The following is a 22,844-nucleotide window of genomic DNA, read 5'->3' as shown; positions in this document are numbered from 1 at the left end:
TTGCGAGGATGGAGGCATGTCGAGCCCTCGCGATGCATCCGCCGCCGCGTTCGATCCGGTGCGGACGGATGCCGCCGAGGTCGCCCGCGCCATGGGCGTGGACGTCGACCGGGGCCTGACGGCGGCCGAGGCATCCGCTCGGCTCGCCCAGCACGGACCGAACGAGCTCCGCAGCACGGCCCGCAACCCGCTGTGGCGCCGGGTCGTCGCGCAGTTCACCGACCCGCTCATCCTGCTGCTCCTCGCTGCGGTGGTCATCTCCTTCATCGCCTGGATCGTCGAGGGGGCCGAGGGGTGGCCGGTCGACGCTGTCGTGATCCTCGCGATCATCCTGCTCAACGCGGTCCTCGGGCTCGTGCAGGAGTCGCGGGCCGAGCGTGCGGTCGCCGCGCTCGCCGTGATGACCCGCGCGCAGTCGACCGTGATCCGCGACGGCGAGCTCCGCACCGTGCCGAGCATCGAGCTGGTGCCGGGCGACGTGCTCGTGCTCGCCGAGGGCGACCAGGTCGGCGCCGACGGCCGGCTGTTCCGCGCGAACTCGCTCCGGGTCGCCGAGGCCTCGCTGACGGGAGAGAGCGAGGCCGTCGAGAAGCGCGTCGACACGATCGACGAGGTGGTGCCCCTCGGCGACCGCCGCGACATGGTCTTCAAGGGCACGGCCGTGAGTCGCGGCACCGGGCGCGCGATCGTGACGGCCACGGGCATGACCACCGAGATGGGGGCGATCGCCACCATGCTCGACGAGACGGTGGAGGAGCCGACGCCCCTGCAGGAGGAGGTCGACCACCTCGGCCGCATGCTCGGCCGCATCGTCGTCGTGATCGCCATCGTCGTGATGATCACGGTCGCGCTCGTGCAGGGCATCGGCTCGGCCGCCGACCTCGTGACGGTGCTGCTGCTCGGGGTCTCGCTCGCGGTCGCCGCGGTCCCCGAAGGCCTTCCCGCGATCCTCTCGCTCGTGCTCGCCCTCGGCGTGCAGCGCATGGCGAAGCGCAACGCCGTGGTGAAGAAGCTCTCGAGCGTCGAGACGCTCGGCTCGGCGTCCGTCATCTGCACCGACAAGACCGGAACGCTCACGACGAACCAGATGACGATCCAGCGGGTCGTCACGGCGTCGGGCAGCGTCGATCTCGGCGGTGTCGGTTATGCGCCGTACGGTCCGGTGACCACGAAGGGCGTCGAACTCGGCGACGGCCCGCTGCGCACGGAGGCGCAGCTCGTGCTCGGCGTCGGCTCGCTCGCGAACGACGCGCAGCTCATCGAGCGCAGCGGCGTGTGGGAGATCGAGGGCGATCCGACCGAGGCCGCGTTCCTCGTCGCGGCAGGCAAGCTCGCGGGCACCGTCGAGGAGGCGGCGCACTACGGACGCGTCGGCGAGGTGCCGTTCAGCTCCGAGCGCAAGATGATGTCCACGGCGCACCGCCACGAGAGCGGCGACCTCGTCGTGCTCAGCAAGGGTGCGCCCGACGTGCTGCTGCGGCACTGCACGAGGATGCAGGTCGGCGGCGACATCGTGCCCCTCGACCCGTTGCGGCGACGCAGGGCGCTCGCCGAGATGGAGGCCCTCTCGGAGGAGGCGTTCCGCACCCTCGGCGTCGCCTACCGGCCGGCGCCCGAGCTCGCGGCGAGCGAAGGTCGAGCGGATGCCGCATCCTTCGACGAGTCCTCCGAGGAGGACCTCGTCTACGCGGGGGTCGTCGGCATCATCGACCCGCCGCGCCCCGAGGTGCGACCGGCCATCGCCGAGGCCCGCGCCGCCGGCATCCGGGTCATCATGATCACCGGCGACCATCCCGCGACCGCCGCCCGCATCGCACGCGACCTCGGCATCATCGACGACGAGGGCATCGCGCTTCCCGGTGCCCGGATCGACGGCATGGACGAGCGCCAGCTGCGCGACGCCGTGCGCACCGTGTCGGTGTTCGCGCGCGTGGCGCCAGAGCACAAGCTCCGCATCGTCGACGCGCTGCAGGCCGATGGCCGGATCGTCGCCATGACGGGCGACGGCGTGAACGACGCGCCCGCACTCAAGTCGGCCGACATCGGCATCGCCATGGGCATCACGGGCACCGAGGTCACCAAGGAGGCGGCCAAGATGGTGCTCGCCGACGACGACTTCGCCACGATCGTGCACGCCGTGCGCGAGGGGCGCGTGATCTTCGACAACATCCGCAAGTTCCTGCGCTACCTGCTCTACTCCAACATGGGCGAGGTGCTCACGGTGTTCTTCGGCGTCATCTTCGGCGGACTCCTCGGGCTCAGCGGCGCGGGCGGCGACGGACTCGTGCTCCCCCTCCTCGCCACCCAGATCCTCTGGATCAACCTCGTCACCGACTCGGGGCCTGCGCTCGCCATGGGTGTCGATCCCGAGATCGACGACGTCATGGAACGGCCGCCCCGAGGCATCCACGACCGTGCGATCGATCTCGGCATGTGGATCGGCATCGGGGTAACCGGCCTGGTGATCTCGATCATCACGCTGCTCACCATCGACATCTTCCTCCCGGGCGGCCTCGTTCCGGGCGGCACCGACACGCTCGAGGTGGCACGCACCGCGGGCTTCACGACGCTCGTGTTCGCGGGCCTGTTCACCGCGTTCAACGCCCGGTCGGCCGCGTCGAGCGCGTTCCGAGGGCTGTTCTCGAACCGCTGGCTGTGGGGTGCGGTGGTGCTCGCGGTGCTGCTGCAGATCGCGGTCGTGTCGCTGCCGCCGCTGCAGGTCGCGTTCGGCACCCGCGAGCTCGACCTCGAGCACTGGCTCGTGTGCGCGGGGATGGCCTCCGTCGTGCTCTGGTTCGAGGAACTGCGCAAGCTCGGCATCCGCGCGCTGGAGCGCCGTCGAGCCGACACCGCGGGCCGGGCGGGCTGACCGGGTTCGCGCTGCGAGAACACGCGGACGCGGGGCATCCGGCTCGTGCTGGGATGGCGGCATGGAACTGCTCATCCTCGGCGGTACGCAATGGCTCGGACGCGAACTCGCGCGGGAGACGCTCGCCCGCGGTCACCGCGTGACCTGCCTGGCCCGCGGCGAGGCGGGAGACGTCGCCGACGGAGCCCGGCTCGTGCACGCCGATCGCTCGCAGCCCGGCGCCTACGACGAGGTCGCCGGGCAGCAATGGGACGCGGTGATCGACGTGACCCGCGAGCCTGGATTCGCCCGGCGCGCCGCGGCCGCGCTCGGGCCGGTCGCCCGGCACTGGACGTTCATCTCGTCCGCGAGCGTGTACGCCCGCCACGACGAGGCCGGTGCCGACGAGTCGGCCGAGCTCAGGCCGCCACTCGAGGCCGACGAGTCGACCCCCGAGACCTACGGGGAAGCGAAGTCGGCGATCGAGCTCGCCTACCGCGAGGCCGTCGGCGACCGGCTGCTCGTCATCCGCCCCGGCCTCATCGCCGGCGCTGGAGACGCGTCCGGCCGCAGCGGCTACTGGGTGGCACGAGCTGCGCGAGACGACGGAGCGATGCTCGTACCCGACATCCTCGATGCTCCCGTGCAGTCCATCCACGTGGGCGACCTCGTGCGCTTCACGCTCGATTCGATCGAGCGCGGGCTCACGGGCGCCTTCAACGCGGTGGGCGACCCGGTCACGTTCGCGGAATGGCTCGAGCGCTCCCGGGCGATCGGCGGGCACCGGGGCGAGGTCGTCGCCGCCCCGACCGAGTGGTTGTCGGAGCACGGCGTCGCCGAGTGGTCGGGGCCCGAATCGCTGCCGCTCTGGATCGCCGATCCCGAATGGCACGCCTTCCTCGATCGGTCGAACGCGGCGGCCAAGGCGGCCGGCCTCCAGCTGCGCCCGCTCGACGACCTGCTCCAGGACGTGCTCGAGTGGGAGCGCGCCGAGGGCCTCGAGCGCGAGCGCCGAGCCGGTCTCACGGCGGAGCGCGAGCGTGAGCTGCTCGCCGGACTCCCCGACTGAGATCAGGAGCCTGACGGCGGGCACGGCGTCGGGCGTACCATGAGGCCGAGGAGCTGCTCTGCTCCCGTCGGCATCGGAGGTGGTGCTGCATGATGTGGGACTACGGCTACGGCATGGGGCTCGGCTGGCTGTGGGTCATTCTCGGGCTGCTCGCGCTCGCCGCGCTCATCCTGCTCGTGGTGCGATCGTTCACGGCCGGGCCGCCTTCGAGCTCGCCCCCGGGGTCGCCGCCGTACGGGCAGCCGCCGCGGAGCGATGCCAGGGCGATCCTCGAGGAGCGGCTCGCCCGCGGCGAGATCACGCCCGACGAATACCGCGAGATCCGCCGTGCGCTCGACGAGACCGCCCCGCCGCCGCGCAGCTGAACGTCTGGAATCGCAGACCTCGGCGTCGCCGGATGCCTCGGCGCGTGGCATCCGGCATTGCTAGCGTCGTGACATGGTGACGCTCTCGCACGATCCCCTCTGGCCACGCGCGGGCGGATGGCCGGCGCTCGCCGACCTCGAACCCGGCGAGATGGCCGACCTGGCCCTGCTCGGCGTGCCGACCTGGCGCACGTCGCTCTCGCCGACCGGCGCGCACGAGACGCCGGCGGCGATCCGCGAAGCGCTCGCCCGGTACAGTCCGGGCATCGTGCCCGACCGAGGGGTGCGCGACACGCCCGAGGACCTCGACGTGCTCACGCTCGCCGACGCCGGCGACGTCGACGAGCCCGACGGCGAGGAGGGGGAGTCGCGAGCGCGTGAGGCTGCCGCAGCGGCGGGGGCCCGATCGAGCGTCGTGATGGCGCTCGGCGGTGACAACTCGCTGACCGTGCCGGTGGCGCTCGGCGTCTGGGGCGACCGCATCACGACCGCCGGACTGATCACGCTCGACGCCCACTACGACCTGCGCGACGGCGTGAGCAACGGGTCGCCCGTGCGGCGGCTCGTCGAGGCCGGACTCGACGGTCGCCGCGTGGTGCAGATCGGCATCGCCGACTTCGCCAACTCCCGGCACTACGCCGACCGCGCCGACGAGCTCGGCATCACCGTGGTGCACCGCGACGAGCTGCAGCGGCGCCCGATGGCCGACGTCTTCGCCGAGGCGCTCGAGATCGCGGGGGCCGCCGGCGGTCCCGTCCACGTCGACCTCGACGTCGACGTGTGCGACCGGTCGGTGGCGCCGGGATGCCCCGCCTCCATGCCGGGCGGGATCTCGGCGTGGGAGCTGCGGGTCGCCGCTCGCGCGGCCGGGGCATCCGCTGCGGTGGCCTCGGTCGACCTCGCCGAGGTGGATGCCACGGCCGATGCGCCCGACGGCCGCACCGTGCGGCTCGCGGCGCTCTGCGTGCTCGAGGTGGCGACCGGGGTGGGGTCGCGCTGATGAAGGCGAGCGGCTCATGAAGACCCTCGTGCTGGTGCGCCACGCCAAGTCGAGCTGGGACCACCCCGGCCTCGACGACCACGAGCGCCCGCTCAACGAGCGCGGCCTCCGCGATGCTCCGAGGATGGGGCGCCGGCTCGCCGGTCGCGGGCTCGCGCCAGACGTGATCCTCTCGAGCACCGCGGTGCGGGCGCTGACGACGGCCGAGCTTCTGGCCGACCCGCTGGGGTTCGACACCGGGCGGATCATCGCCGACGCGCGGCTCTATGCGACGTCGGCGACCGGACTCCTCGAGGCGATCGCCGAACTCGACGCCGCAGTCGAGACCGCGATGGTCGTCGGACACAACCCGGAGATGACCTCGCTCGCGCAGCGGTTCACCGACGAGATCGGGCACCTGCCCACGTGCGCGGCCCTCGAGTTGCGCTTCGACGCCGACGCGTGGAGCGAGCTCGATGAGGGGCTCGTGCGCGACGTCCACCTCGAGACGCCGCGGTCCTAGCATCCGCCTCGGAGTGCGGTGCCGGCCGGTCGCGAAGAAACACATGAGAATCCCGTCCATACCCGCTGTGGCGGCCGTATGACCCGGATTCTCATGTGTTCTCGGCGTCAGTCGGCGGATGCCGCGAGCATGCGTTCCACGTAGGGCGTCGCCGGGGCGGCGCGGAGTTCGTCGAGCGTGCCGCGCTGGGTCACCCGCCCCGCCTCGAGCACGAGCACGGAATCGGCGAGGGCCGCGGCATCCGCCGGACTGTGGGTGACGAGCACCGTGGCGCCGCCGAACTCGCGCACGTGGGTCGCCAGCTCGGCCCGCATCTCGGCGCGCACCTCGACGTCGAGGGCCGACATGGGCTCGTCGAGGAGCAGCACCTCGGGCTCCGCGGCGAGGGCCCGCGCGAGGGCCACGCGTTGCGCCTGCCCGCCCGACAGCTCGGCCGGGAACCGGCCGGCGAGCGGGGCGAGCCCGTAGCGGTCGAGCCACGGCTCCGCGGCGGCGCGAGCCGCGGCGCGCGAGCCGCCCCGCATGCGCGCGGCGAAGGCGACGTTGTCGCGCACGTCCAGGTGCGGGAACAGCACGTAGTCCTGGAAGACGACGCCGATGCGCCGCGCTTCGGGCGGCTCGGCGTCGACCGTCCGGTCTCCGATCGACACGTGGCCGGACTCGAGCGGCACGAGTCCGGCGATGGCCGAGAGCACGGTCGACTTGCCGGATCCGTTCGGTCCGATGACGGCGAGCGGATGCCCCGGCGCCACGTCGAACGCGGCCGCGATCACCTGGTCGCCGCGCGCGACGCGCACGTCGGCGTGGAGGGCGGGCCGCGGCATGTTCGATGCCCGGGTCACGCCCGCACCCCCGGCAACCACCGATCGCGGAGGCCGAGGAGCACCGCGATCGACACTGCGAGGAGCAGCAGCGCGAGCGCGATCGCCTCGTCGGGGTCCGACTGCATGGCCAGGTAGCTCGCGATCGGCAGCGTGCGGGTCACGCCCGGCAGCGATCCCGCGAACGTGATCGTGGCGCCGAACTCCCCGAGCGCGCGGCTGAAGCAGAGCACGGCGCCCGCCGCCACGCCGGGCGCGACGAGCGGCAGCGTCACATGCCGGAACACCTGCCAGCGCGAGGCTCCCAGCGTCGAGGCCGCGAGCTCGGTGCGCCGATCCGTCGAGCGCAGCGCGCCCTCGACGGCGAAGACGAGGAACGGCAGCGCCACGAAGACCTGCGCGATGACGACCGCGCCGGTCGTGAACGGCACGGTGATGCCGAACCAGGTCTCGAGGGCGCCACCGACGACGCCCCTCCGGCCGAGGAACTGCAGGAGCGCGATGCCGCCGACCACGGGCGGCAGCACGAGCGGCACCGTGACCGCCGCCCGAAGGAACCGCCTCGGCAGGGTCGGCCAGCCGCTCGCCCGGGCGAGGACGGCCGCGAGCGGGACGCCCAGCACGAGGCACAGCGCCGTCGCGGTGAGCGCCGTGACGAAGGAGAGCACGAGCGCCTGCAGCACGGATTCGCGGGCGAGGAGCTCGGGCAGTTCCGCCCACGGGGCCCGCAGCACGAGCGAGACGAGCGGCAGCACCAGCAGCGCGAGCGCCACGACGGCAAGGGCGGCGATCGGCCACGCGAGACGGCCGCTCGCGCGCCGGAGCGGGCGTCGGGCCGGGCGACGCTCGTGGCGCTCCGGGTGCCGGGTCGAGGTCGTCACGGTGCGCCGAATCCGGCGGCGTCGAGCGCGGTGCGCCCGTCGGCGCTCGACACGAACGCGACGAACGCGGCGGCGGTGTCGGGGCTCGCGGCATCCGTCGTCACCGCGATCGGGTAGCGATTGACGACGGATGCCGCGCCCGGCACGCCGATGCCCTCGACCGCGTCGCCCGCGGCGATCACGTCGGTGCGGTACACGATGGCGGCATCCACCTCGCCGAGCATCACCTTGGTGATCACGCTCGTCACGTCGGCCTCGAGCGTGTCGGGAGCCGCGGTGACGCCCACCTGCCCGAGCAGGTCGGCGGTTGCGGCACCGCACGGCACCGAGGCGTCGCAGAGGGCGACCCCGAGCTCGGCCCTGGCGAGGTCGTCGACACCCGACACCTCTGCGGGATTGCCCGCCGGAACGACGAGTTCGAGCGTGTTCGTCGCGAACACCTCGGGCGAGTCGGCGAGCCCGGCGTCGACGACCGCCTGCATGGGGGCCTCGGCGGCCGAGGCGAACACGTCGGCCGGTGCGCCGGCCACGATCTGCTGGGCCAGCGCGCCGCTTCCGCCCGAGCTCAGCACGACGTCGGCACCCGGATGCCTCGTCTCGAACTCCTCGGCGAGGGTCTCGAACACGTGCGTGAGCGAGGCGGCGGCGAAGACGGTGACGGTCACCGGGGCGGCATCCGTCGACCCTGCCTCAGGGGCATCGGTGGCGGCGCACCCGGTCAGTGTCGCAGCGAGCGCGAGGATCGACGCACGGGCCGCCCATCGCCTCACGGCTGCGCCCCCGGCGGCAGCTCGATCGACACCGTGGTGGCCTTCGCGCTCGCGGCGGCCAGCATGCCGGGCTCGAGGCCGAGCTCGTCGGCCGCCTCCGCGCTCATGAGCGAGACGATCCGGAACGGGCCGGCCTGCAGGTCGACCTGGGCCATGACGCCGTCGCGTCGCACGCGCGTGACGAGACCGACGAAGCGGTTCCGCGCCGACGCCCGGGCGAGGGGGAACGCTTCGGCGAGCGCTCCGCCCGATGCGAGTTCCTCCACCAGCGGCACGAGGTCGGTGCCCTCGACGACCAGCATGCCGTTGACGCCGCGCGTGGTGGCGAGGCGGCCCTGGTCGGCCCAACGTCGAACGGTGTCGTCGCTCACGCCGAGCAGTGCCGCGGCCTCGCTGATGCGGAACTGGGTCATGCTCTGCTCCGCAGATTCGTTCGCATGTATCGATCCTATCCGCGAATGCGGTGCGTGGGTCATCCGGCCTCCATGCACGGCTTGCCGAGGAACGGGAGGGGGTGCATGCTGGCGCAAGGGGACCGACGTGGACGCCAGCGAAGACCGCATCGGCACGCTTCAGCGCCTGGCATACGGCGCCGACGCGACCGACGCCGAGCGCGCGCGGGCGGCCGCCGAACTTGCGGAGCTCGCCACCGGCCCCGTGGAGCAGGACCCGCCTCGCCGCGAGCCCGATGACGGGGCATCCGCACCGGTGACCACGAACACAGGAGGCCGTGGGCGACTCGCCCGCTGGGCCATCGGCGCTGGTGGAGTCGGCCTCGTGCTCGGTGCCGCGCTCGGTTGGGTCGCCGGGCAGCGGATCCCCACCGAGTCCGCCCTGCCGGCGCCGTCGGCCCGGACGGAGGCTGCAGGCCCCGGAACACCGCTCGAGGACACCGGCCTGCTCGCGGTGTTCGACCGGCTGCCGCCGGCTGCGGCGTCGGCGCAGGTCGCGGGCGTCGTCGGGATCGTCGACCCCGCCTCGATACGGCTGCTCGCGACCCGGGTGGACGGGCCGGCGGCCTACCTGGCGCGGACCCTCGATGGTGCGGACGTGTGCCTCGTGCTCGTGATGGCCGACGCTCCCACGCGCAGCGAGTGCACGGTGGACGGGCGCTTCCCGGCCGAGGGGCTGAGCATCCTCTACGGGGCGCAGGCGTACGGACTCTCGGCGGCGCTGCTCGACCCCACCGGAACGGTTTCGCTCGGCCCGGTCACGTTCTGACCCCGCATCCGTTGCCCGCTCCGCCGGCTGTCGCGATACTGGCCCGATGGGGATGATGCGAGGCATGGCGGTGGGTGCGGCGATCGCTGCGGCGGTGACAGGGATGGTCGTCCTGCTTCGGAGGACGTCGTTGCGCTGGGGCGCGGGCGACGACGAGGTGGGCATTACGATGCCGGGGGATCACCTGCTCCCCCGGCCCGACCTGCAGGCCACGCGGGCGATCTCCATCGACGCGACGCCGGCAGAGGTCTGGCCGTGGATCGCCCAGCTCGGGCAGAACCGCGGCGGCTTCTACAGCTACGACTGGCTGGAGAACCTGCTCGGGGTGGACATCCGCTCGGCCGACCGCATCCGCCCCGAACTCCACGTGCACGCCGTCGGTGACGTCGTCAATCTCGCTCCCGAGGTGGCCCTGTCGGTCGCGGCGCTCGAGGAGGATCGGCATCTCGTGCTCCGCGGGGCGGTGGCGCTCGACGGTACGGGCTCAGGCGCGCCGTACGACTTCACGTGGGCGTTCGTGCTCATGCCGCGCCCCGACGGGTCCACCCGTCTCGTCGTCAGGGAGCGGTACGCGTACCTCACGGGCTGGGCCGCCGCGATGGTCGAGCCGGTCGAGATGGTGAGCTTCCTGATGACCGAGCGGATGCTCCGCGGCATCCGTGATCGCGCCGAGCGCACGGCATCGCAGCCGAGGACCTGACCTCGACCCCATCGCCGCCTGCGAGAATCGAGGAATGGACGACATGATCGATCCCGCATCACCGCGGTACGCACGCCAGCGCGTGCTGCCCGGCTTCGGGGCTGCGGGCCAACGCCGGCTCGCCGACGCCCACGTCGTGGTGCTCGGCGCCGGCGGGCTCGGCAGCGCGGTCGTGCCGGTGCTGGTGGCCGCGGGCGTCGGTCGCCTGACCATCGTCGACGACGACACCGTAGACGTCACGAACCTGCATCGTCAGCTGCTGCACGCGCCCGCAGACGTCGGTCGCACCAAGGTCGAGTCGGCGACGGATGCCGCGGCCGCCCTGTCGCCCGAGACGGACGTGCGGCCCGTGCCGTACCGGTTCACCGCCGAGAACGCCGACGAACTGCTCGCCGACGCCGACCTCGTGATCGACGGCACCGACGACCTGCCCACCCTGTACGTCGCCGACGATGCGGCCGCCCGCGCCGGCATTCCGCTCGTGTGGGGCTCGGCTGCGCGATTCTCGGGACAGGTCGGCGTCTCGTGGGAGGAACGCGGCATCTCGTACCGCGACCTCTTCCCCGAACCGCCCGCCGACGGCGGTCTCAGCTGCGAGGTCGACGGCATCCTGCCGACGGTCTGCACGGTGACGGGCGGCATGATGGCCGGCGAGGCGCTGAAGCTCCTCACGGGCATCGGCGAACCGCTCATCGGGCGCGCGCTCGTCTACGACGCGCTCAGCGGGCGCACGCGGGAGATCCGGTACCAGCGAGCGGGTTCGGCCCCCGTCCGGATCGCGGCCTCGCCGCCTCGACCGACGGCGGGGGCGGTGGCGGCGGTGGAGGCGCCCGCGCTCGCCGACGAACTCGCGTCCGCCGCGCCGCCGATCCTCCTCGACGTACGCGAGACCTGGGAGGCCGAGATCGCCGCCCTGCCCGGCTCGGTGCTCATCCCGCTCGGGGAGCTCGGCGATCGCGCCGGTGAACTCGACCCCGAGGCATCCGTCGTCGTCTACTGCCACCTCGGCGTGCGGTCGCAGCGCGCGGCCGAGCAGCTCGCGAGCACCGGGTTCGCCGACGTGCGCAATCTCGCAGGCGGCATCGACGCCTGGTCGCGCACCGTCGACCCGGCGATGGCGAGGTACTGATGGGGGAGCGCGTTCCGGTCGACGAGCACGCCGCCTTCGTACGGTCGCTGCTCGCCGGGCTCGGCGCCCGGCCCACCGAGCGGGTCGCGCTCGCCGATGCGCTCGGTCGCATCACCGCCTCGCCGGTCGAGTCGCCCATCGCGCTGCCGCCCTTCCGGAACTCGCAGATGGACGGGTTCGCCGTGCGCTCCGTCGACGTGGCGGATGCCCCGGCGAGCCTGCCCGTCGTCGGCGAGGTCGCCGCGGCGCCGGGGGCGCCCGCCCCGCTGTCGCCGCGCACGGCGGTGCGAATCATGACCGGAGCAGCCGTACCCGAGGGCGCGGACGCGGTGGTGCCCGTCGAGGACACGGAGCCCGTCGGCGGCGACGTGGATGCCGTGCTCGTGCTGCATCCAACAGCAGCCGGCGAGTACGTGCGCGAGGCCGGGTCCGACCTCGCGGCCGGTGACGACGTGCTGCCCGCCGGACTCCGTCTCGCGTCGCGGCACCTCGCGGCGGCCGCGGCATCCGGGCTCACGGAGCTGCTCGTGCGCGAGCGCGTACGGGTCGCCGTGGTGAGCACGGGGAGCGAACTCGTGCCGCCCGGCGCGCCGCTCGGGCCTGGCGAGATCCCCGACGCGAACGGCGTCGCGCTCGCCGCCGCCGTGCGCGCGGCCGGTGCGGTCGTCGTGCACGAGGGGCGGGTGCGCGACGACGTCGACCGGCTGCGGGGCGAGTTCGACGCGGCGCTCGAGGCCGGCGCCGAGCTCGTGCTCACGAGCGGCGGGGTGTCGAAGGGTGCGTACGAGGTCGTGCGTGAGCTCCTCGAACCAGCCGGCGGCTGGGTCGGCAGCGTCGCGATGCAGCCGGGCGGTCCGCAGGCCACGGGCGCGTACCGCGGCATGCCCGTGATCGGGTTCCCGGGCAATCCCGTGAGCGCGCAGCTCTCGTTCGAGCTGTTCGTCGCTCCCACGCTGCGCGCCATCGCGGGCCTGCCGCGCGCCGCGACGGAGCGGCTCGAGCTCGCCGAACCGCTCGTCTCGGTGCCGGGCCGGAGGCAGTTCCTGCGAGGACGTCGCGGCGACGACGGACGGGCCGTCGTGGTCGGTGGACCAGGATCGCACCTCGTCGCGGCGCTCGCGGCATCCGACCTGCTCATCGTCGTGCCCGAGGACGTCACGGAGCTCGACGCCGGCGCCCTGGTCGATACCGTGGTCTTATGACGTCGCTCACCCATCTCGATGACGACGGCCGTGCGCGCATGGTCGACGTCGGCGCGAAGCCGGTCACGAGGCGCGTGGCGATCGCCGAGGGCCGGCTCGAGACGACCTCCGAAGTCGTCGCGCTCGTGCGCAGCGACGGGCTGAAGAAGGCCGACGTACTGCCGACCGCTCGCATCGCCGGCATCTCGGGGGCGAAGCGCACGAGCGAGCTGATCCCGCTCGCGCACATCGTGCCGCTCGACGCGGTGTCGATCGACTTCGGCTTCGAGGAGGCGGCCGTGACGATCCGGGCGACCGCCTCGACGACGGCACGCACCGGCATCGAGATGGAGGCGCTCACGGCGGTCGCGATCGCCGGACTCACGTTGCACGACATGGTGAAGGCCGTCGACCCGGCCGCCAGGCTCGGCGACATCCACCTCGTCGAGAAGCGCGGCGGCAAACGGGGGGTCTGGCGAGCGGATGCCCCGGCCGAGCCTGCGCCCGCTGCTGCGACCGATGCCCAGCCGGCCGGTGCCTCGCCCACGGTCGCGTCACGCTCCGGGCTCGTGCTCGTGGTCTCGACGCGCGCGGCGGCGGGCGCCGCCGAGGATACGACCGGACCTGTCATCGCGGACTGGCTGCGCCGGCGCGGCTTCGAGACCGCCGACCCCGTCGTCGTCGCCGATGCCGATGTCGCCGACGCGGTACGTCGGGCGGTCGCCGCTACCCCGGCGGTGCTCATCACGACCGGGGGCACCGGGGCGAGTCCCACGGACCTGACGCCCGAGGCGACGCTCGCCGTGCTCGATCAGGAGCTGCCGGGCGTGGCTGAGGCGATCCGAGCGGCCGGACGCGCCGTCACGCCGACGGCCGCGCTGAGCCGGGCGCGGGCCGGGATCGCCGGTCGCACCGTGGTGGTGAACCTGCCCGGGTCGCGCGGCGGCGTCCGCGACGGACTCGCGGTGCTCGATGACCTGCTTCCGCACCTCATCGACCAACTCGCGGGCGGAGACCATGCGCCCCGCACCGCACACTCGGAGGTTCCGGATGCCTGAGCCAGACGTCTTCGCGCTCGTCACCATTGAGCCGCTCGACCGCGTGGCGATCGAGTCGTTCGTCACCACTCGGCAGGACGGTGCGGTCGTGTCGTTCGAGGGCGTGATCCGCGATCACGATCGGGACCAGTCGGTCACCGCGCTCGACTACGAGGCGCACCCCGAGGCGCAACGGTTCCTCCGCGAGACCTGCGTCGAGGTCGCCCGAGAGACCGGGCTCCGCGTCGGAGCCGCGCATCGCGTGGGGGCGCTCGGAATCGGCGACGTCGCGCTCGTGGCCTGCGTCGCAGCCCCGCACCGCGCGGAGGCGTTCGCCGCGTGCGCGCTGCTCGTCGATCGCATCAAGGAGCGGACGCCGATCTGGAAGCGTCAGTACCTCGAGGGCGGTGCCACGGAGTGGGTCAACCTCTGACCTGATCGGGCCCGGCCCGGCCCGGCCCGGCCCGGCCCGGCGACCCTCGCGCCGAACCCGCTTCTCGCGCTTGCACCGGCCATCCACAATCGCGACCGACAGTTTCCTTCCCGAACCCGGTCCACTTCGGTACTTCGGCACTTCGGCACCCCGGTACTTCGGTACCTCGGGACTTCGGTACTTCGGGACTTAGGTACTTCGGCACTTCGGTACTTCGGCACTCGGGCACCTCAGGACTTCGGGATTTCGGGACTTCGGGACTTCGATACTGCGGTACTTCGGCACTCGGGCACCTCGGTACTTCGGCACTCGGGCACCTCGCCACGCCGGCACCTCTGTACCTCGCCACGCCGGCACCTCGGTACCTCGGCACTCGGGCACCTCAGGACTTCGGCACTCGGACACCTCGCCACGCCGGCACTTGGGGACTTCGGTACTTCGGCTCTCGGGTGCTTCGGCACCGCGATCGCGGGAGGGAATGTCCTTCGGATTGCGAGCGTCGACGCCCGGCCGACGAGGGGGAAGCGGCGCGGCGTGCGCGTCAGCCGCCGGCGAAGGGCGGCAGCACGTCCACGCTTCCGCCGAGCCGAGCGGCCGGGTCACGCTGCACCACGCCGTCGACGAGAAACGAGCCGTTCGCCACGACTCGGGCCATGGCGGCTCCGTAGCGGTCGACCAGCAGGTCGCGAAGCTCCCCGACGGTGCCGCCCACGGCCTCGGGCGCGAACGATTCCTCCTCGACGCCGGCAGCCTCGGCCGCGGCGGCGAAGTACCGGACGGTCACCGACGTCATCTCAGCCACCGATCCCGCCCATCGAGCGAACGGGGCGCACGAAGTCCTCGCCATCGATGCCGTGCCCCGCCTTCTTGCCCCACATGGCAGCCCGCCAGCGGTCGGCGATCTCGGCGTCGTCGGCACCGCCGCGCAGCAGTCCCCGCAGGTCGGTCTCGTCGTCGCCGAACAGGCACGCCCGCACCGAACCCTCGGCCGTGAGACGCGTGCGGTCGCAGGCGCCGCAGAACGAGCGCGTCACCGACGCGATGATGCCGACGGTCGCCGGTCCGCCGTCGACGAGCCACTCCTCGGCAGGGGCCGACGGATCCTCCCGGCCGACCGGCTCCAGCGCGAAGCGCTCACCGAGCACGCGCAGCAGTTCCTCGGCGTCGACCATGTTCTCGCGCACCCAGGTCTCGTCGGCGTCGAGCGGCATCTGCTCGATGAAGCGAAGGCGGCACTCGTGCTCGACCGCCCAAGCGAGCAGCGCGGGCGCATCGTGCAGCGTCTCGCGCATTGCGACGGCGTTGATCTTCAGCGGACCGAGGCCGGCACGGCGGGCGGCGGCGATGCCGGCGAGCACCCGTGGGAGCCGGTCGCGGCGGGTGAGCCGGGCGAAGTGCTCGCGGTCGAGCGTGTCGAGCGAGACGTTCACGCGGGTCAGGCCCGCCGCCACGAGGGCATCGGCCTTCGCGTCGAGACCGATGCCGTTGGTCGTCATCGCCAGCGGAGTGCCGGGAGCGGTCGCGGCGCTCAGTGCGATGATCTCGACGAGGTCCGCGCGCGTAAGCGGCTCGCCACCCGTGAACCGCACCTCGCGAACGCCCAGGTCGTTGACGGCGATGCCGACCAGCCGGGCGATCTCGGCGGCGGAGAGCAGTTCGTCGCGCGGAACGAGCGGCAGCCCCTCGGCCGGCATGCAGTACGTGCACCGCAACGAGCAGGCGGTCGTGATCGACACCCGCAGGTCGCGGGCGACCCGACCGAAGCGGTCGACCAGCCCCGGCACGTCGGGGCGACCGTCGATCGACGGCGCCGCCATCGGCGACCGCCGGACCGTCGGCATCCCGAGCGCGAGCGTCGTCATCCCTCCACCCTAAGCGCCAGGTGCGGGCACTGGTCCTGCGTTTCCACCAGTCGGAGTCGTGCCGTCGCCGTCAGCGGCGCACCTTCGTGCGCTGGCGCTGCTCGGGCGGTGCCATCGGCTCCCAGCCACGACGTGCGGGCTGCGACGCACGGCCCCCGTCTCGCGACCGATAGACGATGTACGGACGGAAGAGGTAGCCGAGCGGGGCCGAGAACACGTGCACGAGCCGAGTGAACGGCCACAGGGCGAACAGTGCGGTCGCCGTGATGACGTGCAGCTGGAACGCGAGCGGCACGTCCACCATGAGTTCGGGCTGCGGCTGGAAGAGGATGAGGCTCCGGGTCCAGGGACCCACCGTGCCCCGGTACTCGTAGCCCGCGCCGAAGACCTGGTACAGCACGGTCGCCGCGGTGCCGAACGCGATCGTCAGTCCGAGGCACACGTACATCGTCTTGTCCATGCGGGTCGTCGCGAGGAAGACCGGCCCCGTGGTGCGCCGCCGATAGATGAGGATCACGAGCCCCACGATCGTCAGCACGGCCGCCGCCGTGCCCAGCACGGTCGCGGCGATGTGGTAGATCTCGTGCGTCACCCCGATCGCCTCGAGCCATTCGGCCGGAATCAGCAGGCCGCCCGCGTGCCCGATGAGCACGAACAGGATCCCGAGGTGGAACGCCGGCGACCCGATGCGCAGCAGCCGGTTCTCGTAGACCTGGCTCGACCGCGTCGTCCAGCCGAACTGGTCGTAGCGGTACCGCCAGATGTGGCCGACGATGAACACCGCCGCCGCGGCATACGGGAACGCCACCCAGAGGAGGATGTCGAGCGGTGTCATCAGCGGACCTCCTGTGCGGCGCGACCGACCGGGATGAACGGCGGCAGTTCGACCGGGCCGCCGATGCCGACGGACTCCGACGGCGGACCCTCGTTGATGAGGCGCAGGTACCGCTCGCGCGTGCGCTCGTCGATCTCGGCGAGCGACATCCCCACCGCCTCGATGAGCCGCGCATACGGGCTTCCCACCGCGACGAGCGCCGCCCGCAGCACCTCGATGCCCTCACGGTGGGAGGCGAGCAGCCGGTCGGCGATCGGCGACCCGCTGCGCGCCGCGAACTCGAGCACGGCCGGCAGGTAGTCGGGCAGCTCGTCGGCGTCGAACTCCCAGCCCGCCGCACGATACGCCTCGTGGAAGGCGACGAGCGCCGCGCCCCGCCGTCGCGTGTCGCCCGCCGCGTAGTAGCTGAGGTACATGCAGCACTTGCGCTTGAGGTCGAACGTCGCGACGTAGCGGCGCTCGCGCTCGGCGACCTCGAGCGGCTCGAGGGCGTCGAGGAACTCCACGATCGCGTCGCGCACCGGGGCCGGCAGCGCCGACAGCTCGGCGCGGAGCATCCGGAGCCGAGCATCGAACGCCTCGTCGGGATAGTCGAGCAGCAGCGAGACCGCCATCTGCGTCGTCGCGCGCTCGGCCGGCGACATCCGCACCGACCGCACCGGCTCGGGCGCCTGCCGCACGCGGATCTGCGGGGTCCGGATGCCGCTCACGGTGTCGACCCTGAGGAACCGGACGCCGGATTCTCCGGATCCGACGACTTCGGCGGGAACAGCCCCTCCGGCGGATCCCCGAGCCCGTCCCAGTTGAGCAGGTTCACCCGGCCGGGCGTCGAGGGGCGATCGGCCGTCTGCCGCTTCTGGAGCGCGTGGAACGTCTCGACCGCCACAGGCACCGCGGGTCCGCTCGACGTTCCGAACGGCCCGGCGCCCCCCATTCCCGGCCCGCCCTCGAAGTCGAGCGAGCACGCGAGCTCCTCGAGCGCCTCGGCCTGCTCGACGTGCGCGGTCGGGATCACGTACCGGTCCTCGTACTTCGCGATCGCGAGCAGCCGGTACATCTCCTGCACCTCCGCACCGGTCATGCCGACGGATGCCGCGATCGCCTCGTTCGGCTCGTCACCCAGGTTGAGGTCGCGCATGTACGAGCGCATCGCCGCGAGCTTGCGGAGCGTCGCCTGCACCGGCTGCACGTCCCCCGCCGTGAAGAGCCCCGCGAGGTACTCGATCGGGATGCGCAGCTTGTCGATCGCCGCGAACAGGTTGCGAGCGTCCTCGCCGTCGGCGCCCGAGTCGGCGACGACGTCGACCACGGGGGAGAGCGGCGGGATGTACCAGACCATCGGCATCGTGCGGTACTCGGGATGCAGCGGCAGCGCGACCCTGTACTGCTGGATGAGCTTCCAGATCGGGCTGCGCTGGGCCGCGTCGATCCAGTCCTCGGGGATCCCCTCGGCGCGAGCGGCCGCGATCACGGCGGGGTCGTGCGGGTCGAGGAACACGGCACGCTGCGACTCGAGGAGCTCGTGCTCGTCCTCCACGGATGCCGCGGCCGCGACCTTGTCGGCGTCGTACAGCACGAGACCCAGGTACCGCAGGCGCCCCACGCACGTCTCGGAGCACACCGTGGGCAGGCCGACCTCGATGCGCGGGTAGCAGAGCGTGCACTTCTCGGCCTTGCCGGTCTTGTGGTTGAAGTAGACCTTCTTGTAGGGGCACCCGGTCACGCACATGCGCCAGCCGCGGCAGCGGTCCTGATCGACGAGCACGATGCCGTCCTCGACGCGCTTGTACATCGCGCCCGACGGACACGAGGCCACGCACGACGGATTCAGGCAGTGCTCGCAGATGCGCGGCAGGTAGAACATGAACGTCTGCTCGAACTCCATGGCGACGTGCTCGCTCATGTGCTGGAGGATCGGGTCGTCGACCGCGGTCGCGGTCGACCCGCCGAGGTTGTCGTCCCAGTTCGCCGACCACGAGATGTTCATGTCATCGCCCGTGATGAGGCTCTTCGGCCGCGCGACGGGGGTGTGATCGCCCGCGGGCGCGTTGAGCAGCATGTCGTACTCGTACGTCCACGGCTCGTAGTAGTCGCTGATCTCGGGGAGCTTCGGATTCGAGAAGATCTTCGAGAGCTTCGACAGCCTGCCGCCGGCGCGGAGCTTCAAGCGCCCGCGGCGGTTCAGCTCCCAGCCTCCCTGCCACTCGTCCTGGTCCTCATAGCCGCGCGGATAGCCGATGCCCGGCCGGGTCTCGACGTTGTTGAACCACACGTACTCGACACCGGTGCGGTTCGTCCACGCCTGCTTGCAGGTGACGCTGCACGTGTGGCATCCGATGCACTTGTCGAGGTTCATCACCATCGACATCTGCGCCATGACCTTCATCAGACTGCGCCCTTCATCAGTACTCGACCTCCTGGCTGCGGCGGCGGATGACGGTGACCTCGTCGCGCTGGTTGCCCGTCGGGCCGAGGTAGTTGAACGCCCACGAGAGCTGCGCGTAGCCGCCGATGAGGTGACTCGGCTTCAGCAGGATGCGGGTGAGCGAGTTGTGGATGCCGCCACGCATCCCGCTCGTCTCGGTGCGCGGCACGTCGACCGTGCGATCCTTCGCGTGGTACATGTACACCGTGCCCTCAGGCATGCGGTGCGACACGATCGCGCGGGCGACGACGACGCCGTTGCGGTTGTAGGACTCGATCCACTCGTTGTCGCGGACGCCGATCTTCGTGGCGTCCTGCGGACTCATCCAGATCGTCGGCCCGCCTCGCGAGAGCGAGAGCATGAAGAGGTTGTCCTGGTACTCCGAGTGGATCGACCACTTGGAGTGCGGCGTGAGGTAGCGCACGGCGACCTCCGCGTGGCCGGCGGAGTTCGGAGCGCCGCTCGGGGCGGTCGACCCGACCTCGGGGGAGTCGTCGAACAGCCGGTGCAGGTCGAGCGGCGGGCGGAAGATCGGCAGCTGCTCGCCGAGCTCGCACATCCAGTCGTGGTCGAGGTAGAAGTGCATCCGGCCCGTGAGGGTATGCCACGGCTTCAGGTGCTCGACGTTGATCGAGAACGCCGTGTAGCGGCGCCCGCCGTGCTCGGAACCCGACCACTCGGGCGAGGTCATCACGCTCACCGGCCGCGACTGCACGTCGGCGAACGTGATGCGGGATGCCTCGTGGTCGAGCGCGAGCTGGGCGATCCGCTGCCCGGTCCGCTGCTCGAGCTGGCGGAAGCCCTGCACCGCGAGCCGCCCGTTCGTGGTGCCGGAGAGGGCGAGGATCATCTCGCACACGCGCACGTCGGTGTCGAGCCGGACGGCGCCGGCCGCGGGGCCGGAGGCGACCGTGCCGTTGCGCCGCGCGAGGTCGGCGAGCTCGGGCTCGGGCTGGAACGTGATGCCCTTCGTGACCATGCCGAGCTTCGCGGTGAGGGGGCCGAGCGAGCCGAGTCGCGCGGCGGTCGCGGGGTAGTCGCGCTCGACCACCACGAGCTTCGGCATCGTCACGCCGGGCACGAGCGGGGCGTCCTCGAGGACCGTGCCGTGCGGCGTCGCCATGGCATCAGGGGTGTCGTGCGTGAGGGGCGCGGCGACGAGGTCGCGGCGCACCCCGAGGTGCACTTCGGCGAGCTCGCTGAGCTTCGCGGCGATGGTGTGGAAGATCTCGAAGTCGGTGCGCGTCTGCCACGGCGGCTTGATCGCCGGGTTGAACGCGTGCACGAACGGGTGCATGTCGGTCGACGACAGGTCGTGCTTCTCGTACCAGGTGGCCGCGGGCAGCACGATGTCGGAGAAGAGCGTCGTGCTCGTCATCCGGAAGTCGCTCGTCACGAGGAGGTCGAGCTTGCCGGCGGGCGCCTCGTCGCGCCAGCGCACGTCGCGCGGTCGCCGGCCCGGACCGGACTCCGACGCGAGCACCGCGGCATCCGCACCGAGCAGGTGCTTGAGGAAGTACTCGTTGCCCTTGCCGGAGGAGCCCAGGATGTTCGCGCGCCAGATGTTGATGACGCGCGGGAAGTTCTCGGGCGCGTCGGGGTCTTCTGCCGCGAAGTGCAGCGTGCCGTCGCTCAGGCGGTCGACGACGTACTGCGCCGGTTCGACACCCGCGGCATCCGCCTCGTCGACGAGGTCGAGGGGGTTCCGGTCGAACGTGGGGTAGCTCGGCATCCAGCCGCGCTTCGCCGATTCGACGAGGCAGTCGGCCGTGGTACGGCCCTCGAAGAGGCCCTTCGCGAGCGGCGAGGCGAGCTGGTCGGCGGGCAGGCCGTCGTAGCGCCACTGGTCGGTGGCGAGGTACCAGAACGCGGTGCCGATCATCGCGCGCGGCGGACGCGCCCAGTCGGCGGCGCCCCCGTACTGGTTCGACCCGGTGACGGGGCGCACCTTCTCCTGCCCCACGTAGTGAGCCCAGCCGCCGCCGTTGACGCCCTGGCATCCGGTCATCGTCGTGAGCGCGAGGAACGTGCGGTAGATCGTGTCGGCGTGGAACCAGTGGTTCGTGCCCGCGCCCATGATGATCATCGAGCGACCGCCCGAGCGTTCGGCGTTGTCGGCGAACTCCCGGCCGATGCGCTCGGCCTTGGCCGCCGGCACCGACGTGATCTCCTCCTGCCACGCCGGCGTGCCGGGCGAGCTCGCGTCGTCGTAGCCGGTCGGCCACTCCCCCGGCAGGCCCTCGCGACCGACGCCGTACTGGGCGAGCAGCAGGTCGAACACCGTCGTCACCGTGCGTCCGGCGACCTGCGCGACGGGCACGCCGCGGCGCACCGTGCCCGCGCCGCCCTCGTGCTCGGCGCCCGGAACCGGGGCCACGTCGAACCTCGGCAGGTCGACGGCGACGGATGCCCCGCGCCAGACCTCGCCGTCGGCGACCGAGAGCAGCGGGTCGACGCCGCCGAGATCGAGGTTCCACTCGCCCGGGTGCTCGGTGTCGAAGCGATGGCCGAGCGAGCCGTTGGGCACGACGGGTTCGCTGTCCACGTTGAGGAGCACGGTCTTGAACGCCGCGTTGGCGACCCGCGCGCCGAAACCGCCGAGGTCGGCGGCGGTGACGAACTTGCCCGGCACCCACGCATCGCCGCGCTGTTCGAGCGAGATGAGGTACGGGGCATCCGAGAACCGCTTCAGGTAGTCGACGAAGCGCTCGGTGCGACGGTCGACGAGGAACTCCTTGAGGATGACGTGCCCCATGGCCATGGCCAGGGCGCCGTCGGTGCCGGGGTGCGGGGCGAGCCACTCGTCGGCGAACTTCGTGTTGTCGGCGTAGTCGGGCGAGACCGTCACGACCTTCTGGCCGCGGTACCTGGCCTCGGTCATGAAGTGCGCGTCGGGCGTGCGGGTCACGGGCACGTTCGAGCCCCACATCATGAGGTACGACGCGTTCCACCAGTCGGCCGACTCCGGCACGTCGGTCTGGTCGCCGAACACCTGGGGGCTCGCGACCGGCAGGTCGGCGTACCAGTCGTAGAACGACAGCATGGTGCCGCCGATGAGGTTGATGAAGCGGGCACCGACGCCGTGCGAGACCATCGACATGGCCGGGATCGGCGAGAAGCCCGCGATGCGGTCGGGCCCGTACTGCTTGATCGTGTGCACGTGGGCGGCCGCGACGATCTCGGATGCCTCGTCCCAGGTGGTGCGCACGAGCCCGCCCTTGCCGCGGGCCGCCTTGTAGCGGCGGGAGGTCTCGGGGTTCGACGTGATCTCCGCCCAGGCCAGCACCGGGTCCCCCAGCCGCGACCTCGCCTCGCGATAGGCCGCGGCGAGCGTGTCGCGGATGTAGGGGTAGCGCACGCGGGTGGGGGAGTACGTGTACCAGCTGAAGGCGGCGCCGCGGGGGCATCCGCGAGGCTCGTACTCGGGCGAGTCTGGACCGACGCTCGGGTAGTCGGTCTGCTGGGTCTCCCACGTGATGATGCCGTCCTTGACGTACACCTTCCAGGAGCAGGACCCCGTGCAGTTCACGCCGTGCGTCGAGCGCACGACCTTGTCGTGCGACCAGCGGTCGCGGTAGAACGAGTCGCCCTGTCGTCCGCCCTCGAGGAAGACCGAGCGCTGGTCCTCGGAGAACTCGCCGGGCCTGAGGAACCGGCCCATGCTCAGCAGTGCCGAGGCGAGCGGTCCGTCGGTCGCCGGCTCGGTCGAGGTGCTGGGCGCTTGGCTCACGGATGCCTCCTCAGAACGGGCGGCGAGGATCACCG

21 protein-coding genes are annotated in these 22,844 nt (G+C 72.1%); 11 read left to right on the top strand and 10 right to left on the bottom strand.

The window, feature by feature from the left end; all coding sequences use genetic code 11:
• Positions 1-16 precede the first annotated feature (16 nt).
• From ACVFI9_RS18095 to ACVFI9_RS18075, 5 genes are all read left to right on the top strand, one after another.
• The gene (locus tag ACVFI9_RS18095; RefSeq protein WP_474763563.1) at positions 17-2,869 is read left to right on the top strand and encodes a cation-translocating P-type ATPase; all 2,853 of its coding nucleotides are present in this window, start codon (positions 17-19) and stop codon (positions 2,867-2,869) included.
• Positions 2,870-2,930: 61 nt separating this feature from the next.
• Positions 2,931-3,917, top strand: a complete 987-nt coding sequence (locus tag ACVFI9_RS18090) for an NAD-dependent epimerase/dehydratase family protein (protein ID WP_474763562.1) — start codon at positions 2,931-2,933, stop codon at positions 3,915-3,917.
• 89 nt (positions 3,918-4,006) lie between these two features.
• Positions 4,007-4,282 carry an SHOCT domain-containing protein gene (locus ACVFI9_RS18085; protein ID WP_474763561.1) on the top strand — a complete coding sequence of 92 codons (276 nt, stop codon included), beginning with the start codon at positions 4,007-4,009 and terminating at the stop codon, positions 4,280-4,282.
• Positions 4,283-4,355: 73 nt separating this feature from the next.
• The gene (locus ACVFI9_RS18080; RefSeq protein ID WP_474763560.1) at positions 4,356-5,282 is read left to right on the top strand and encodes an arginase family protein; all 927 of its coding nucleotides are present in this window, start codon (positions 4,356-4,358) and stop codon (positions 5,280-5,282) included.
• A gap of 16 nt (positions 5,283-5,298) precedes the next feature.
• Positions 5,299-5,784: a SixA phosphatase family protein gene (locus tag ACVFI9_RS18075; RefSeq protein ID WP_474763559.1), complete on the top strand. Its 486-nt coding sequence runs from the start codon at positions 5,299-5,301 to the stop codon at positions 5,782-5,784.
• 107 nt (positions 5,785-5,891) lie between these two features.
• Here the strand turns inward: ACVFI9_RS18075 and ACVFI9_RS18070 are convergent, their stop codons facing one another.
• The 4 genes from ACVFI9_RS18070 to ACVFI9_RS18055 are packed head-to-tail and all read right to left on the bottom strand — an operon-like array spanning position 5,892 to position 8,669.
• Positions 5,892-6,626 carry an ABC transporter ATP-binding protein gene (locus ACVFI9_RS18070; protein WP_474763558.1) on the bottom strand — a complete coding sequence of 245 codons (735 nt, stop codon included), beginning with the start codon at positions 6,624-6,626 and terminating at the stop codon, positions 5,892-5,894.
• Complete coding sequence (locus tag ACVFI9_RS18065) at positions 6,623-7,486, bottom strand: ABC transporter permease (RefSeq protein ID WP_474763557.1); 864 nt, start codon at positions 7,484-7,486, stop codon at positions 6,623-6,625. Before ACVFI9_RS18065 ends, ACVFI9_RS18070 begins: the two co-directional genes overlap by 4 nt.
• A complete protein-coding gene (modA, locus tag ACVFI9_RS18060; protein WP_474763556.1) occupies positions 7,483-8,256 on the bottom strand; it encodes a molybdate ABC transporter substrate-binding protein in 774 nt (257 codons plus the stop codon). The genes ACVFI9_RS18065 and modA overlap by 4 nt, the downstream gene beginning before the upstream one ends.
• Positions 8,253-8,669 (bottom strand): TOBE domain-containing protein, encoded by a 417-nt coding sequence (locus tag ACVFI9_RS18055; protein WP_474763555.1) that lies wholly within the window; start codon positions 8,667-8,669, stop codon positions 8,253-8,255. Before ACVFI9_RS18055 ends, modA begins: the two co-directional genes overlap by 4 nt.
• Before the next feature lie 127 nt (positions 8,670-8,796).
• Here ACVFI9_RS18055 and ACVFI9_RS18050 point away from each other — a divergent pair, with 127 nt between their 5' ends.
• From ACVFI9_RS18050 to ACVFI9_RS18025, 6 genes are read left to right on the top strand one after another with little or no spacing between them, the layout of a single operon-like run.
• Positions 8,797-9,477, top strand: coding sequence for a hypothetical protein (locus ACVFI9_RS18050; protein WP_474763554.1), 681 nt, complete (start codon positions 8,797-8,799; stop codon positions 9,475-9,477).
• A 46-nt stretch (positions 9,478-9,523) separates the two neighbouring features.
• Complete coding sequence (locus ACVFI9_RS18045) at positions 9,524-10,177, top strand: SRPBCC family protein (RefSeq protein WP_474763553.1); 654 nt, start codon at positions 9,524-9,526, stop codon at positions 10,175-10,177.
• Positions 10,178-10,211: 34 nt separating this feature from the next.
• Positions 10,212-11,306, top strand: a complete 1,095-nt coding sequence (locus ACVFI9_RS18040) for a HesA/MoeB/ThiF family protein (protein WP_474763552.1) — start codon at positions 10,212-10,214, stop codon at positions 11,304-11,306.
• Entirely contained in the window at positions 11,306-12,508 is a 1,203-nt protein-coding gene (locus ACVFI9_RS18035; protein ID WP_474763551.1) for a molybdopterin molybdotransferase MoeA, read from the top strand. Before ACVFI9_RS18040 ends, ACVFI9_RS18035 begins: the two co-directional genes overlap by 1 nt.
• Positions 12,505-13,545 carry a bifunctional molybdenum cofactor biosynthesis protein MoaC/MoaB gene (gene moaCB / locus ACVFI9_RS18030; RefSeq protein ID WP_474763550.1) on the top strand — a complete coding sequence of 347 codons (1,041 nt, stop codon included), beginning with the start codon at positions 12,505-12,507 and terminating at the stop codon, positions 13,543-13,545. The genes ACVFI9_RS18035 and moaCB overlap by 4 nt, the downstream gene beginning before the upstream one ends.
• Positions 13,538-13,957: a molybdenum cofactor biosynthesis protein MoaE gene (locus tag ACVFI9_RS18025; RefSeq protein WP_474763549.1), complete on the top strand. Its 420-nt coding sequence runs from the start codon at positions 13,538-13,540 to the stop codon at positions 13,955-13,957. The genes moaCB and ACVFI9_RS18025 overlap by 8 nt, the downstream gene beginning before the upstream one ends.
• A gap of 541 nt (positions 13,958-14,498) precedes the next feature.
• Here ACVFI9_RS18025 and ACVFI9_RS18020 read toward each other — a convergent pair.
• The 6 genes from ACVFI9_RS18020 to ACVFI9_RS17995 all read right to left on the bottom strand — a co-directional run bounded on the left by ACVFI9_RS18020 (position 14,499) and on the right by ACVFI9_RS17995 (position 22,740).
• On the bottom strand, positions 14,499-14,750 hold the full coding sequence (locus ACVFI9_RS18020) for a MoaD/ThiS family protein (protein WP_474766308.1): 252 nt from the start codon (positions 14,748-14,750) through the stop codon (positions 14,499-14,501).
• A gap of 1 nt (position 14,751) precedes the next feature.
• Positions 14,752-15,819, bottom strand: a complete 1,068-nt coding sequence (gene moaA, locus ACVFI9_RS18015; RefSeq protein WP_474763548.1) for a GTP 3',8-cyclase MoaA — start codon at positions 15,817-15,819, stop codon at positions 14,752-14,754.
• Between the two features lie 70 nt (positions 15,820-15,889).
• Positions 15,890-16,654 carry a respiratory nitrate reductase subunit gamma gene (gene narI, locus ACVFI9_RS18010; protein ID WP_474763547.1) on the bottom strand — a complete coding sequence of 255 codons (765 nt, stop codon included), beginning with the start codon at positions 16,652-16,654 and terminating at the stop codon, positions 15,890-15,892.
• Positions 16,654-17,364, bottom strand: coding sequence for a nitrate reductase molybdenum cofactor assembly chaperone (gene narJ, locus ACVFI9_RS18005; protein ID WP_474763546.1), 711 nt, complete (start codon positions 17,362-17,364; stop codon positions 16,654-16,656). The genes narI and narJ overlap by 1 nt, the downstream gene beginning before the upstream one ends.
• Positions 17,361-19,040, bottom strand: a complete 1,680-nt coding sequence (gene narH / locus ACVFI9_RS18000) for a nitrate reductase subunit beta (protein WP_474763545.1) — start codon at positions 19,038-19,040, stop codon at positions 17,361-17,363. Before narH ends, narJ begins: the two co-directional genes overlap by 4 nt.
• 16 nt (positions 19,041-19,056) lie before the next feature.
• On the bottom strand, positions 19,057-22,740 hold the full coding sequence (locus tag ACVFI9_RS17995) for a nitrate reductase subunit alpha (RefSeq protein WP_474766307.1): 3,684 nt from the start codon (positions 22,738-22,740) through the stop codon (positions 19,057-19,059).
• Positions 22,741-22,844: the final 104 nt, after the last annotated feature.

The organism is Agromyces sp. NSFZ, assembly GCF_056156205.1.
The sequence above is the reverse complement of the archived record's forward strand: the minus strand, read 5'-3'. Positions and strand labels throughout refer to the sequence as shown.

Coding starts and splice junctions, on each gene's coding strand:
- ACVFI9_RS18095 (WP_474763563.1), top strand. CDS start 17: ATGTCGAGCCCTCGCGATGCATCCGCCGCCGCGTTCGATCCGGTGCGG.
- ACVFI9_RS18090 (WP_474763562.1), top strand. CDS start 2,931: ATGGAACTGCTCATCCTCGGCGGTACGCAATGGCTCGGACGCGAACTC.
- ACVFI9_RS18085 (WP_474763561.1), top strand. CDS start 4,007: ATGATGTGGGACTACGGCTACGGCATGGGGCTCGGCTGGCTGTGGGTC.
- ACVFI9_RS18080 (WP_474763560.1), top strand. CDS start 4,356: ATGGTGACGCTCTCGCACGATCCCCTCTGGCCACGCGCGGGCGGATGG.
- ACVFI9_RS18075 (WP_474763559.1), top strand. CDS start 5,299: ATGAAGACCCTCGTGCTGGTGCGCCACGCCAAGTCGAGCTGGGACCAC.
- ACVFI9_RS18055 (WP_474763555.1), bottom strand. CDS start 8,669: ATGACCCAGTTCCGCATCAGCGAGGCCGCGGCACTGCTCGGCGTGAGC.
- ACVFI9_RS18045 (WP_474763553.1), top strand. CDS start 9,524: ATGGGGATGATGCGAGGCATGGCGGTGGGTGCGGCGATCGCTGCGGCG.
- ACVFI9_RS18040 (WP_474763552.1), top strand. CDS start 10,212: ATGGACGACATGATCGATCCCGCATCACCGCGGTACGCACGCCAGCGC.
- ACVFI9_RS18035 (WP_474763551.1), top strand. CDS start 11,306: ATGGGGGAGCGCGTTCCGGTCGACGAGCACGCCGCCTTCGTACGGTCG.
- moaCB (WP_474763550.1), top strand. CDS start 12,505: ATGACGTCGCTCACCCATCTCGATGACGACGGCCGTGCGCGCATGGTC.
- ACVFI9_RS18025 (WP_474763549.1), top strand. CDS start 13,538: ATGCCTGAGCCAGACGTCTTCGCGCTCGTCACCATTGAGCCGCTCGAC.
- ACVFI9_RS18020 (WP_474766308.1), bottom strand. CDS start 14,750: ATGACGTCGGTGACCGTCCGGTACTTCGCCGCCGCGGCCGAGGCTGCC.
- moaA (WP_474763548.1), bottom strand. CDS start 15,819: ATGACGACGCTCGCGCTCGGGATGCCGACGGTCCGGCGGTCGCCGATG.
- narI (WP_474763547.1), bottom strand. CDS start 16,654: ATGACACCGCTCGACATCCTCCTCTGGGTGGCGTTCCCGTATGCCGCG.
- narH (WP_474763545.1), bottom strand. CDS start 19,040: ATGAAGGTCATGGCGCAGATGTCGATGGTGATGAACCTCGACAAGTGC.
- ACVFI9_RS17995 (WP_474766307.1), bottom strand. CDS start 22,740: ATGGGCCGGTTCCTCAGGCCCGGCGAGTTCTCCGAGGACCAGCGCTCG.